The sequence below is a fragment of the Streptomyces sp. JLBT605 genome, from assembly GCF_058215555.1.
Genome location: NZ_CM177087.1, coordinates 2,046,074 through 2,058,452, shown reverse-complemented (window position 1 = coordinate 2,058,452; position 12,379 = coordinate 2,046,074). Strand labels below are relative to the sequence as shown.

Sequence of the window (12,379 nt, the reverse complement as noted above, 5' to 3'; positions counted from 1 at the left end):
CCGCGCGCATCGGGCATGTCGGGGCATTCCGCCCCACCACGGGTCGGTGTTGTCCGTGGGCGCCGCTAGCCTCACTGGGATGGCACCGCGTATCACCGACCCCGAGCAGCTCAAGGAGCTGCTCGGCATCCCGTTCACCCCCGAGCAGCTGGCCTGCGTCACCGCGCCGCCCGCCCCGCAGGTGATCGTGGCCGGAGCCGGCTCCGGGAAGACGACGGTGATGGCCGCCCGGGTCGTCTGGCTGGTCGGCACCGGCCAGGTCGCCCCCGAGCAGGTGCTGGGGCTGACCTTCACCAACAAGGCCGCCGGAGAGCTGGCGGAGCGGGTGCGCAGGGCGCTCGTCGAGGCCGGCGTCGCCCCCGAGGCCGAGGCCGGGGGCAGGGCCGCCTCCGCCGGGGACGGCCCCGGCGGAGGTCCGGGCGACCCGGACCAGGCTGCGGGCGAGCCGCGCATCTCCACGTACCACGCCTTCGCCGGGCAGCTGCTGAAGGACCACGGGCTGAGGATCGGGCTGGAACCCACCTCCCGGCTGCTCGCCGACGCCACCCGCTTCCAGCTGGCCGCGCGGGTGCTGCGCACCGCCCCCGGGCCGTACCCCGCGCTCACCCGGCCCTTCGCCGACCTGGTCACCGACCTGCTGGCGCTCGACGGCGAGCTGGCCGAGCACCTGGTGACCCCCGAGCGGCTGCGCGCCCACGACACCGAGCTGCTGACCGCGCTGGACGGCGTGAAGCTCACCAATGACGTGCTGCGCAAGGTGCCCGAGACCGTCCGCGCCCGGCTTGAGCTGCTGGAGCTCGTCGAGCGCTACCGCACCGAGAAGCGCCGCCGCGATCTGCTCGACTTCGGCGACCAGATCGCCCTCTCCGCGACCCTGGCCCGCACCCGGCCGGAGGTCGGCGCGCTGCTGCGCCAGGAGTTCGCGGTGGTGCTGCTGGACGAATACCAGGACACCTCGGTCGCCCAGCGGCTGCTGCTGTCCGGGCTCTTCGGCGGGGGCACCGGCCACCCGGTCACCGCGGTCGGCGACCCCTGCCAGGCCATCTACGGCTGGCGCGGCGCCTCGGTCGCCAATCTCGACGACTTCCCGGAACACTTCCCGCAGCGGCAGGCTCCGGCCGGCCCCGGTAGCGCCTCCGGCGTGGCCGGCCCGTCCGGTGTCAACAGCCCGTCCAGCCTCGCCGACTCGTCGTCCGGCCCCGGAAGCCCGTCCAGCGCCGTGCTCAGCCCCGCCCGGCGCTTCGCGCTCAGCGAGAACCGGCGCAGCGGCGGCCGGCTGCTCGCCCTCGCCAACGGCCTGGCCGCCCCGCTGCGCGCGATGCACCAGGGGGTCGAGGCGCTGCGGCCAGCGCCGGGGGCGGAGGGCGAGGGCTTGGTGCGCTGCGCGCTGCTGCCCACCCATGCCGAGGAGCTGGCCTGGGTCGCCGACTCCATCGCCCACCTGGTGCGCACCGGCACGCCGCCCGGCGAGATCGCGGTGCTCTGCCGGACCGCGACCGACTTCGCCCAGATCCAGGGCGCCCTGGTGGAGCGCGACGTTCCGGTGGAGGTCGTCGGCCTGTCCGGGCTGCTGCACCTGCCGGAGGTCGCCGACCTGGTGGCCGTCCTGGAGGTCCTCCAGGACCCTTCGGCCAATGCCGCCCTGGTCCGGCTGCTGACCGGCCCGCGCTGGCGCATCGGCCCCCGCGACCTCGCCCTGCTCGGCCGCCGCGCCCGTCTCCTGGTACGTCACGAGTCCGCCGCCGGGGCCGACGATCCGGACCGCCGGCTGGCCGAGGCCGTCGAGGGCACCGACCCCACCGAGCTCATCTCGCTCGCCGACGCACTGGACACCTTCCTGTCAGCCGGGACCTGGCCCGGGCCCGCGACCTGGACCGGCCCCGCTACCTGGGCCGGGGCCGCCGGCGGGACCGGGCCCGCGGGCGGCCCCGGGGCCGCCGGGGGAGCCCCCGGTGTGGCCGGGTGGGCCGGCGGCGAGACCCCGGACGCGATCGCCGGGCCGGAGAGCGGGGGCGCCCCTGGCGCGGCCGCCCGCCCGGCGGCCCAGGGCGGCCACGCGGACGACGACGGCCTGCCCTTCTCCGCCGAGGCCAGGGTGCGCTTCGCCCGCCTCGCCGCCGAGCTGCGCGAGCTGCGGCGCTCCCTCGCCGACCCGCTCATGGACGTCCTCCACCGGGTCCTCGCCGTCACCGGCCTGGAAGTGGAGCTCTCCGCCTCCCCGCACGCACTGGCCGCCCGCCGCCGCGAGACCCTCGGCAACTTCCTGGACGTCGCCGCCGACTTCGCCGCCCTGGACGGCGAGGCCACCGTGCTGGCCTTCCTCGGTTTCCTGCGCACCGCCGCGCAGTACGAGAAGGGCCTGGACAACGCCCTGCCCGGCGGGGAGAACACCGTCAAGGTGCTCACCGCGCACAAGTCCAAGGGCCTGGAGTGGGACGTGGTGGCCGTGCCAGGGCTGGTCGCCAAGCAGTTCCCCAGTGAGCAGGCCCGCGAGTCCTGGACGTCCGCGCCCAGGGTCCTCCCGCACGCGCTGCGCGGCGACGCCGCCACCCTGCCCGACGTCGAGGCATGGCACAGCAAGGGCATGACCGCCTTCCGCGAGGCGATGCGGGAGCACCAGCGCACCGAGGAGCTGCGCCTGGGCTACGTCACCTTCACCCGGCCCCGTTCCCTGCTGCTCGGCTCCGGGCACTGGTGGGGACCCACGCAGAAGAAGCCGCGCGGCCCGTCCGAGTTCCTCCAGGCCCTGCGCGCCCACTGCGAGGCGAGCCCGGGCCACGGCGAGGTGGAGGCGTGGGCCGAGCAGCCCGGCCCGGACGAGGAGAATCCGGCGCTGCGCGCGGCCGCGGCCGACGAGGTATGGCCGCTGCCGCTGGACACCGAGGCGCTGGCCCGCCGCCGCCGCGCGGCCGAGACCGTCCTCGCCCACCTCGCCGCCCGCACCGGCGCCGCCGACCCCGGTCCCTCCGCCGTGCCGCACCCGCGCCGGCCGGCCGGCGACGGCCCCGGACCGGACGCCGCACGCCCGCCCGCGCCCGGCCCAGGCCCCGCCCCCCGCACCACCACCCCCATGGCCGACACCGCGGCCGCGCCCGCACCCGGATCCGGCCCGGCTCCGGAGGCCGCCGCTCCGGAGGCCGTCGCTCCCGACCTCGGCCTCGCCGCCGAGGAGGCGCGCCTCGTCGCCTCCTGGGACCGCGATCTCGACGCGCTGGCCGGGGAGCTGCGACGGGCCCGCGCGACGGTGCGCGAGGTGCCGGTTCCTCCGGTGCTCAGCGCCTCCCAGCTGATGCGGCTCGCCGCCGACCCCGACGGATTCGCGCAGGAGCTGGCCCGGCCGATGCCCCGCCCGCCGCAGCCCGCCGCGCGGCGCGGCACCCGCTTCCACGCCTGGGTGGAGTCTCGCTTCGAGGCGCTGCCGCTGCCCCTGCTCGGCCCGGACGAGCTGCCCGGTGGCGCGGACGACGAGCCGGAGATCGCCGACGAGCGGGACCTGGCCGCGCTCAAGGAGGCGTTCGCGCGCACCCCGTACGCCCGGCGCACCCCCTACCGGGTCGAGGCGCCGGTCCAGCTGGTCCTCGCGGGCCGCACGATCCGCGGCCGGATCGACGCGGTGTACCGCGAGCGCGGCCCCGAGGGCGACCGCTACGAGATCGTCGACTGGAAGACCAGCCGGGAGCACGACGCCGACCCGCTCCAGCTGGCGATCTACCGGCTGGCCTGGGCCGAGCAGCAGGGCGTGCCGCTGTCCGCCGTGACGGCCGGTTTCGTGTACGTGCGCGGCGGCGAGGTGGTCCGGCCACCGTCCCTGCCCGGCCGCGCCGCCCTGGAACGCATCCTGACCGGCGAGGACGGCCCCTGGGACCCCGCCGCCGACGAGCCCCGCCACGGGCCCGACGAGCCCGGCCACGGCCTCGCCGACGAGCCCGGCCACGGCCTCGGCGACGACTCCCGCCCCGGGCCCGGCGCCGACTCCCGCAACGGCCCCGGCGACGAGTCCCACGACGGGCCCGGCGAGGCCCCCGGCCGGTGAGCGCCACCCGCGGCCTGACCGCTGAGCACCCCGGGGACCGGCACACATCGGGCCCCTCGCGCCGGATAGGCTCAGAGCCATGAGCAACACCCCGGACACCGCCGTCCGCGCCTACGTCGACGTTCACCGCGAGGGCTTCCTCGCCGAGCTCGCCGAGTGGCTGCGCATCCCCTCCGTATCGGCCGACCCCGGCCGCGCCGACGACGTCCGGCGCAGCGCCCGCTGGCTGGCGGACAAGCTGGCGGAGACCGGTTTCCCGACCGTCGAGGTGTGGGACACCCCCGGCGCCCCCGCCGTCTTCGCCGAGTGGCCCTCCGGCGACGCCGGGGCGCCCACCGTGCTCGTCTACGGGCACCACGACGTGCAGCCCGCCGCCCGTGAGGACGGCTGGCACACCGACCCCTTCGAGCCGGTCGTCACCGACGGCAAGCTGTACGCGCGCGGTGCCGCCGACGACAAGGGCCAGGTGTTCTTCCACACCCTGGGCGTACGGGCGCACCTGGCCGCCACCGGCCGCAGCGCGCCCGCCGTCAACCTCAAGCTGCTGATCGAGGGCGAGGAGGAGTCCGGCTCGCCGAACTTCCCCGACCTGGTGCGCGCCCGCGCCGACCGGCTCGCCTGCGACGCGGTGATCGTCTCCGACACCGGCATGTGGTCCAAGGAGACCCCGACCGTCTGCACCGGCATGCGGGGGCTCACCGACTGCCAGATCGACCTGTTCGGCCCCGACCAGGACATCCACTCCGGCTCCTTCGGCGGCGCGGTGCCCAACCCCGCCATGGAGGCCGCCCGGCTGGCCGCCGCCCTGCACGACGCCGACCTGCGCGTGACGATCCCCGGCTTCTACGACGGTGTGATCGAGCTCACCGAGCGGGAGCGCGAGCTGCTGGCCGAGTTGCCCTTCGACGAGGCGGGCTGGCTGCGCACCGCGCACTCGCACGCCACCTCCGGCGAAGCGGGCCACACCACCCTGGAGCGCGTCTGGGCCCGCCCGACCGCCGAGGTCAACGGCATCGGCGGCGGCTACCAGGGGCCCGGCGGCAAGACCATCGTGCCCTCCACCGCCCAGCTGAAGCTCTCCTTCCGGCTGGTCGCGGGCCAGGACGCGCAGGCCGTCCAGAAGGCGGTGCGCGCCTGGGTCGCCGAGCGGCTGCCGGACGGAATCCGTCACGAGATCACCTTCTGGGGCGCGACCCGCCCCTGCCTCACCCCGCTGGACCACCCGGCGCTTCAGTCGGTGGTGCGCGCCATGGGCCGGGCCTTCGGGCAGCAGATCCGCTTCACCCGTGAGGGCGGCTCGGGACCGGCCGCCGACCTGCAGGACGTGCTCGGCGCGCCGGTGCTGTTCCTGGGGATCTCCGTGCCGTCCGACGGCTGGCACGCGCCGAACGAGAAGGTCGAGCTGGACCTGCTGATGAAGGGCGTCGAGACCGCCGCGTACCTGTGGGGCGACCTCGCGGAGCACTGGGAGCCGGCGTCCACCGCCCAGCCGGTGTGACGGGGCCGGCCCCGTCACCGCCGCGGGCACCGGCCGTCGCGACCCAGCGCCGCGCACCACGCCACACGCCACGCACCGTCGCAGAAGATCAGAGCCTTGTCAGAGCCGTACGTGTAGGGGGAGTTGGAAGCAGCCGTGACCACTTGGACCGATAGCACCACTGCTCGACCGATCACGCTGGCCGGTGCGAGCGGCATCGACCGCGCCGCGCACCACCGGCTGGACGAGGCATGGCTCGCCGCCGCGTGGAGCCACCCCACGACCCGGGTCTTCGTGGTCTCCGGTGGCCAGGCGCTGGTCGACGACACCCCGGACGGCCGCACCGAGCTCGTCATGACACCGGCCTTCGAGGCGCCGCCCACCGAGACCCACCGCTACTTCCTCGGGACGGACGAGGACGGGGTGCGCTACTTCGCGCTGCAGAAGGACGCGCTGCCGGGCCGGATCGACCAGTCGGCCCGCCCGGCCGGGCTCCGCGAGGCCGGCGCGCTGCTCTCGCCCCGGGACGCCGGGCTGCTGGCGCACGCGGTCGCGCTGGAGAACTGGCAGCGCATGCACCGCTTCTGCTCGCGCTGCGGCGAACGCACCGTGGTCGCGGCCGCGGGCCACATCCGCCGCTGCCCGGCCTGTGGCGCTGAGCACTACCCGCGCACCGACCCGGCGGTGATCATGCTGGTCACCGACGATCAGGACCGCGCGCTGCTGGGCCGCCAGGTGCACTGGCCGGAGGGGCGCTTCTCCACCCTCGCCGGCTTCGTGGAGCCGGGTGAGTCGATCGAGCAGGCCGTGGTCCGCGAGGTCGCGGAGGAGGCCGGTGTGGCGGTCGGCGAGGTGGAGTACGTCGCCAGCCAGCCGTGGCCCTTCCCGTCCAGCCTGATGCTCGGCTTCATGGCCCGGGCCGCCTCGTCCCGCATCCAGGTGGACGGTGAGGAGATCCACGAGGCGCGCTGGTTCTCCCGGGAGGAGCTGCGGGCCGCGTTCGAGTCCGGGGAGGTACTGCCTCCCTCGGGCATCTCGATCGCGGCCCACCTGGTCCAGCGCTGGTACGGCGAACCGCTTCCGCAGGGCTGACCGGTCAGACGCCGGTGACCTGGATCTTCGCCTTCACCTGGGCGAGAGAGGGGTTGGTCAGCGTGGAACCGTCCGCGAAGAGCACGGTCGGCACGGTCTGGTTTCCGCCGTTCGCCTTCTCCACGAAGGCGGCCGACTCCGGATCCTGCTCGATGTTGACCTCGGTGTAGGCGATTCCCTCGCGGTCCATCTGGCTCTTCAGCCGGCGGCAGTAGCCGCACCAGGTGGTGCTGTACATCGTCACGGTGCCCGACATCGGTCTTCGTGCTCCTTAAGGTCCGGCGTAGCTCTCGGCTTGGTTTCAGTGGTCCAACGTCCACCCACCCTCCACCATTCCCGGGCGCGCGGGCCAGGCTGTCCGGCGGGCCACCTGCCATGAGGGGGGCCGCCCCTTGATACGACCGGGATTAATACGACCGGGACCGGCTGCCTGTGGACGACGGTCGACGGCCGGCCCGGGCGACCTGGCAGCATGGCGGGGTGACACCAGCAACGCCTTCCACCCTCTTCCCTCGGGCATCGGCGCCGAGCGAGTACGCGGACACGCCGCGTGACGCCGACGCCGTGCTCGAAGGGCTCGACCCCGAGCAGCGCGAGGTCGCCCTCGCACTGCACGGCCCGGTGTGTGTGCTGGCCGGCGCGGGCACGGGCAAGACCCGGGCGATCACCCACCGGATCGCCTACGGCGTGCGCGCGGGCATCCTGCAGCCCGCCAGCGTGCTCGCAGTCACCTTCACCAACCGCGCCGCGGGCGAGATGCGCGGTCGGCTCCGGCAGCTGGGGGCCGGCGGGGTGCAGGCCCGCACCTTCCACTCGGCCGCCCTGCGCCAGCTCCATTACTTCTGGCCCAAGGCGGTCGGCGGCGAGGTGCCGCGGCTGGTGGAGCGGAAGGTCCAGCTGGTCGCGGAGGCCGCCGCGCGCTCCCGGATCCGGCTGGACCGCACCGAGCTGCGCGATGTCACCGGCGAGATCGAGTGGGCCAAGGTCACCCAGACCGTGCCCGAGGAGTATCCGGCCGCGGCGGCCCGCCGGGGCCGGCTCGTCCCGCGCGACGCCGCCGAGATCGCCGCGGTCTACGCCGGGTACGAGCAGCTCAAGCGCGACCGCGGAGTGATCGACTTCGAGGACGTGCTGCTGCTGACCGTCGGCGTGCTCCAGGAGCGCCCGGACATCGCCGACCAGGTCCGCCGCCAGTACCAGCACTTCGTCGTCGACGAGTACCAGGACGTCAGCCCGCTCCAGCAGCGGCTGCTGGAGCTGTGGCTGGGCGACCGGGACAGCCTGTGCGTGGTCGGCGACGCCAGCCAGACCATCTACTCCTTCACCGGCGCCACCCCGGACCATCTGCTCGACTTCCGCACCCGGCACCCCGGCGCCACGGTCATCCGGCTGATCCGCGACTACCGCTCCACGCCCCAGGTCGTGCACCTGGCGAACGGGCTGCTCGCCCAGGCCCGCGGCCGGGCCGCCGACCACCGCCTGGAGCTTGTCTCCCAGCGCGAGGCGGGCCCCGAGCCCCGGTACACCGAATACGGCGACGAGCCCGCCGAGGCGGAGGGCACCGCCCGGCGGATCCGCGAGCTCATCGCCTCCGGAGCGCGGCCCGGTGAGATCGCCGTCCTCTACCGGGTCAACGCCCAGTCGGAGCTGTACGAGCAGGCGCTGGCCGACGCCGGAGTGCCCTACCAGCTGCGCGGCGCCGAGAGGTTCTTCGAGCGACCGGAGGTGCGCGAGGCCGGGATGCTGCTGCGCGGTGCGGCGCGGGCCGGAGGCTCCGACCCGCAGCTGACGGACACCGACGTCCCCGAGCAGGTGCGGGCCGTGCTCTCCACCCGCGGCTGGACGTCCGAGCCGCCGGCCGGGTCGGGCGCGGTACGGGACCGCTGGGAATCCCTCGCCGCCCTGGTGCGGCTCGCGGAGGACTTCACCCGGGCCAGGCCGGAGGCGACCCTCGGCGACCTGGTGGCGGAGCTGGACGAGCGCGCCGCCGCCCAGCACGCCCCCACGGTCGAGGGGGTCACCCTGGCATCCCTGCACGCCGCCAAGGGCCTGGAGTGGGACGCCGTCTTCCTGGTCGGTCTCACCGAGGGCATGATGCCGATCACCCATGCCAAGACCGACGAGCAGGTCGAGGAGGAGCGGCGGCTGCTCTATGTGGGGGTCACCCGGGCGCGCCACCACCTCGCCCTCTCCTGGTCGCTGTCGCGGACCCCGGGCAGCCGGGGCGGACGCCGCCCCAGCCGCTTCCTGACCGGCCTGCGACCGGGCTCCGCCGCGAGCGGCGGCCGGAGCGCGGCCATCGGCTCCGCGGCCGCCGGCGTCGAGCGCGGCGAGGGGCGAACGCGCGGGCGCCGCGGGCCGGTGCGCTGCCGGGTGTGCGGCAGGACGCTCACCGACGCGGGCGAGATCAAGCTGATGCGCTGCGAGGACTGCCCCTCCGAGCTGGACGAGGGGCTCTACGAGCGACTGCGCGACTGGCGGGCGGAGTGTGCGCAGAAGCTGGGCCAGCCCGCCTTCTGCGTCTTCACCGACAAGACACTGCTCGCGATTGCCGAGGCCGTTCCGGGAACCGAATCGGAGCTTTCCGCCATCTCAGGTGTGGGGAGGCGGAAGCTCGACTCGTTCGGCGCCGACGTCCTCGCGCTCTGCACCGGTGGGGGACCCGAGCACGACTCGAAGAACTCGTCGAAAAAATAGTTTGCGCGCGCAGAGCGCCTACCCATAGCCTTCCGAGCACGGAGACAACGGGCTTCCGAGTTCCGCTGGATCCGTGCTGTACTGAACACGCGCGGACTGGTCTCGACCAGTCCCCCTAGACGCCGAGAGGAGGCGGATTCCCATGATCAGCATCATCACCACCACCAAAATGACCGGTTCCCCGGTCATCTCCGCCTGCTCGCTCGGCGCTTCGCCGCGTCTTCGGGGCACCGGTCTGCCCGGCTCCCTGGAAACGCGTGTCAGTGAGCGACCGACCCAGGCACCCGAGGTGGCGGCAGTGGCGCGGGCGAATGCCTATGCCTTTGCGGCGGCAGCCAACGGTGCCGGATCTCAGAAGACGCAGCACCACACGATGTGGGCCTTCCGTGGGCTCGATCCCTGGAGTTATCCAGCCTGATCGCGAATCAGGTCGGCACCTTCCAGGGCCGCGGAACCCACACCGGGATCCGCGGCCCTTTTGATTTCCCCGAGCCCGGCCACCAGCCGGAACGAGAGACGAGGAACACACCCCGTGCAACTCACCACGCACACCCCGTCCGTGTCGACCGACCTGATCCCCCCGCCTGACCCCTCGGAGGACCCCTTGACTTCGCTCAGCACCCTGTCGGACCTCGACGACGCCATCGAGAACCTCGGTGTGGCCGTCCCGTGCCGTTCTTACGACCCGGAGGTCTTCTTCGCCGAGTCGCCGGCCGACGTCGAGTACGCCAAGTCGCTGTGTCAGACCTGCCCGCTGCGTGAGGCCTGCCTCGCCGGCGCCAAGGACCGCCGTGAGCCCTGGGGCGTCTGGGGCGGCGAGCTCTTCGTCCAGGGTGTCGTCGTCGCCCGCAAGCGGCCCCGTGGCCGTCCGCGCAAGAACCCGGTCGCCGCATGATCACCGCCGGCACGATCGACCGCCCCCTGACGCACGACCCCCAGAAGCAGGACCCGACGATGCCCCCGTCCGCCAACGAGCCGGCCCTCAGAACCACCACACGCACCACCATCGGCGCGATCGAGTCGCGCCAGAACAGGACCCGAGAGATGCAACTCATCCCAGAAGCCCTGGCCCGTGCCCATATGCACGATCGGCTGCACGAGGCCGAGTCCCAACGCAGGGCTCAGCGCCTCGCCGCCGCCCGCCGGATGCAGCGCCGCGCGGAGCGTGCCTCGCTCCGCGCCCGCCGCGCCCTGGCCGTGGCCGTCATGCACTGACACGGTCACCGACCGCGTGACGGCAGCGGGCTCGCGCACATGACCCACTCGCGCACATAACCCAAGGGCCGGTCCATGGACCGGCCCTTGGGTCTGCCTCCCCCCGAAGGGGGGTGACGAGGGCGCGTTGGCCCCGCCGTCACGGCTCACGGAGATATCGTCTCCAGGTGGACCATAAGACGCATGATGGTGTGCAGTTGGAGTCCGAGACCGTCACCTGCGCCCGCTGCGGCGCCGCCGCCGAAGCCGTGCCGCTGACCTGGACCTGCTCCGTGGAGAACGGTGTAAGACGCTACTTCTGCGAGGACTGCGCACGCGGCAACATCCGGGCGATCGAAGGCCGGCTCGACTCGCCCTGGTGGTGACCCCCACCCGGGCCCGGGCGGCCCGCCCCGGACCAGGACTCACCCTGGCCGCACCGGGGCGAAGCCGCGCGACCGGCTCGCCCCCACCCGGCGACCCGGCCCGGATCAGCTCGGGCTCTCCGTGACCTCCTCCGGTGCCTCGGCGTCCTCCTCGGGCAGGAAGCCGGGCACCCAGTCCTCCAACTCGCCGCGCAGCGCCACCGTCGCACCCAGCTGGCACAGCACACCGATGGTGCTCAGACAGACCCGGTGGATGAGCAGGTAGGACGGCGGGAGGTTGATCTGGTTGCCCAGCTCGTACAGCGGCGACTTGCGGTCGGCCAGCCGCGCCGCCTGACCCCGGATCCAGGTGCGGTCGAAAGCGAACTCCTCCACCTGGGCCGGCTCGATCATCGGCAGCAGATAGTCGAGCAGCGCCTCCGGGTCCAGCTCGATCGTCGGCTTGACGAACCCCTCCTCGCGCATCAGGGCATAGACCCCCGCGGCGTCACCGTCCAGCGCCATCCGCAGGGCCACCCCGATCTCTCCCGGCAGCCCGCCCGGCAGCCGGTCCACCGTGCCGAAGTCCAGCACGCCGAGCTTCCACTTCTCCGGCGGCCCGTCCGGAGCCTCACCGGTCAGCAACCGGAAGTTGCCCGGATGCGGATCGGCGTGCAGCAGGCCGGTGCGCGAGGCACCGGAGAAGAGGAAACGGGTGAGCAGCTGCCCGGCCCGGTCCCGCTCCTCGGGCGTCCCCTCGGATATCACCTCCGACAGCGGGATGCCCTCCATCCACTCGGTGATCAGCACCTGCTCGCTCTGGTGCACCACATCCGGCACGAAGACATCCGGATCGTCCGCGAACTCCTCCGCGTGCGCCCGCTGGGCCTGGGCCTCCAGCTCGTAGTCCAGCTCCTCGGCGACCCGGTCGCGCAGCTCGGCGATGAGCGGCTTGACGTCCAGACCCGGTACCAGCGGCGCCAGCACCTTGGCGAACCGGGCCAGCTGGTTCAGGTCGGACAGCAGCGCCTCGCCGGCCCCCGGGTACTGCAGCTTGACCGCCACCTCCCGCCCGTCATGCCACACGGCGCGGTGTACCTGGCCGATCGAGGCCGCCGCGGCGGGCTTGTCGTCGAACTCCTGGAACAGCTCCCGCCACTCCGAGCCCAGCCGCTCCTCCAGCGCCGCGTGGACCGATCGGGTCGGCATCGGCGGCGCCGCCTCCTGGAGCTTGGTCAGCGCGGCGCGGTAGGGCTTCGCGATCTCCTCGGGCAGGGCCGACTCGAAGACCGACATCGCCTGGCCCAGCTTCATCGCGCCCCCCTTCAGCTCACCGAGGACCTTGAACAGCTGCTCGGCGGTGCGCTGTTGCACCTCCCGGGCGACGATCTCCGCCGGCCGCCCCCCGATCCGCTTGCCGAGCCCCCAGGTGGCGCGGCCGGCGAACCCCAAGGGCAGCGCGGCCAACTTGGCGGTTCGGGTGATCGCCTTGCGCGGAAGATCAGACATGCGCCCCTCCAA

At 73.9% G+C, this 12,379-nt stretch carries 10 protein-coding genes; 8 read left to right on the top strand and 2 right to left on the bottom strand.

All coding sequences use genetic code 11. From position 1 onward, the window contains the following. Nucleotides 1-79: 79 nt before the first annotated feature. From AC4BDD_RS09220 to nudC, 3 genes are all read left to right on the top strand, one after another. Entirely contained in the window at nt 80-4,033 is a 3,954-nt protein-coding gene (locus AC4BDD_RS09220) for an ATP-dependent helicase (protein WP_490690493.1), read from the top strand. Between the two features lie 79 nt (nt 4,034-4,112). After that, nucleotides 4,113-5,531, top strand: a complete 1,419-nt coding sequence (locus AC4BDD_RS09215) for a dipeptidase (RefSeq protein WP_490690492.1) — start codon at nt 4,113-4,115, stop codon at nt 5,529-5,531. 135 nt (nt 5,532-5,666) lie between these two features. Further along, nucleotides 5,667-6,602, top strand: a complete 936-nt coding sequence (gene nudC, locus AC4BDD_RS09210) for an NAD(+) diphosphatase (RefSeq protein ID WP_490690491.1) — start codon at nt 5,667-5,669, stop codon at nt 6,600-6,602. Nucleotides 6,603-6,606: 4 nt separating this feature from the next. Here the strand turns inward: nudC and AC4BDD_RS09205 are convergent, their stop codons facing one another. Continuing rightward, entirely contained in the window at nt 6,607-6,858 is a 252-nt protein-coding gene (locus AC4BDD_RS09205) for a mycoredoxin (protein WP_490690490.1), read from the bottom strand. 224 nt (nt 6,859-7,082) lie between these two features. On the opposite strand from AC4BDD_RS09205, the gene AC4BDD_RS09200 reads away from it, so the two are divergent. The 5 genes from AC4BDD_RS09200 to AC4BDD_RS09180 all read left to right on the top strand — a co-directional run bounded on the left by AC4BDD_RS09200 (nt 7,083) and on the right by AC4BDD_RS09180 (nt 10,879). After that, complete coding sequence (locus tag AC4BDD_RS09200) at nt 7,083-9,299, top strand: ATP-dependent DNA helicase UvrD2 (protein ID WP_490690489.1); 2,217 nt, start codon at nt 7,083-7,085, stop codon at nt 9,297-9,299. A gap of 142 nt (nt 9,300-9,441) precedes the next feature. Next, nucleotides 9,442-9,717: a hypothetical protein gene (locus AC4BDD_RS09195; RefSeq protein WP_490690488.1), complete on the top strand. Its 276-nt coding sequence runs from the start codon at nt 9,442-9,444 to the stop codon at nt 9,715-9,717. 114 nt (nt 9,718-9,831) lie between these two features. After that, nucleotides 9,832-10,194, top strand: coding sequence for a WhiB family transcriptional regulator (locus AC4BDD_RS09190; RefSeq protein ID WP_490690487.1), 363 nt, complete (start codon nt 9,832-9,834; stop codon nt 10,192-10,194). Beyond that, on the top strand, nt 10,191-10,514 hold the full coding sequence (locus AC4BDD_RS09185; protein ID WP_490690486.1) for a putative WhiB-interacting protein: 324 nt from the start codon (nt 10,191-10,193) through the stop codon (nt 10,512-10,514). The genes AC4BDD_RS09190 and AC4BDD_RS09185 overlap by 4 nt, the downstream gene beginning before the upstream one ends. 167 nt (nt 10,515-10,681) lie before the next feature. After that, the gene (locus AC4BDD_RS09180; protein ID WP_490690485.1) at nt 10,682-10,879 is read left to right on the top strand and encodes a hypothetical protein; all 198 of its coding nucleotides are present in this window, start codon (nt 10,682-10,684) and stop codon (nt 10,877-10,879) included. A gap of 105 nt (nt 10,880-10,984) precedes the next feature. Here the strand turns inward: AC4BDD_RS09180 and AC4BDD_RS09175 are convergent, their stop codons facing one another. Beyond that, nucleotides 10,985-12,367: an ABC1 kinase family protein gene (locus AC4BDD_RS09175; RefSeq protein ID WP_490690484.1), complete on the bottom strand. Its 1,383-nt coding sequence runs from the start codon at nt 12,365-12,367 to the stop codon at nt 10,985-10,987. Nucleotides 12,368-12,379 lie beyond the last annotated feature (12 nt).

What these genes read in the sequence shown, in the direction of transcription:
- AC4BDD_RS09220 (WP_490690493.1), top strand. Translation starts at nt 80, where the DNA reads ATGGCACCGCGTATCACCGACCCCGAGCAGCTCAAGGAGCTGCTCGGC.
- AC4BDD_RS09215 (WP_490690492.1), top strand. Translation starts at nt 4,113, where the DNA reads ATGAGCAACACCCCGGACACCGCCGTCCGCGCCTACGTCGACGTTCAC.
- AC4BDD_RS09205 (WP_490690490.1), bottom strand. Translation starts at nt 6,858, where the DNA reads ATGTCGGGCACCGTGACGATGTACAGCACCACCTGGTGCGGCTACTGC.
- AC4BDD_RS09195 (WP_490690488.1), top strand. Translation starts at nt 9,442, where the DNA reads ATGATCAGCATCATCACCACCACCAAAATGACCGGTTCCCCGGTCATC.
- AC4BDD_RS09185 (WP_490690486.1), top strand. Translation starts at nt 10,191, where the DNA reads ATGATCACCGCCGGCACGATCGACCGCCCCCTGACGCACGACCCCCAG.
- AC4BDD_RS09175 (WP_490690484.1), bottom strand. Translation starts at nt 12,367, where the DNA reads ATGTCTGATCTTCCGCGCAAGGCGATCACCCGAACCGCCAAGTTGGCC.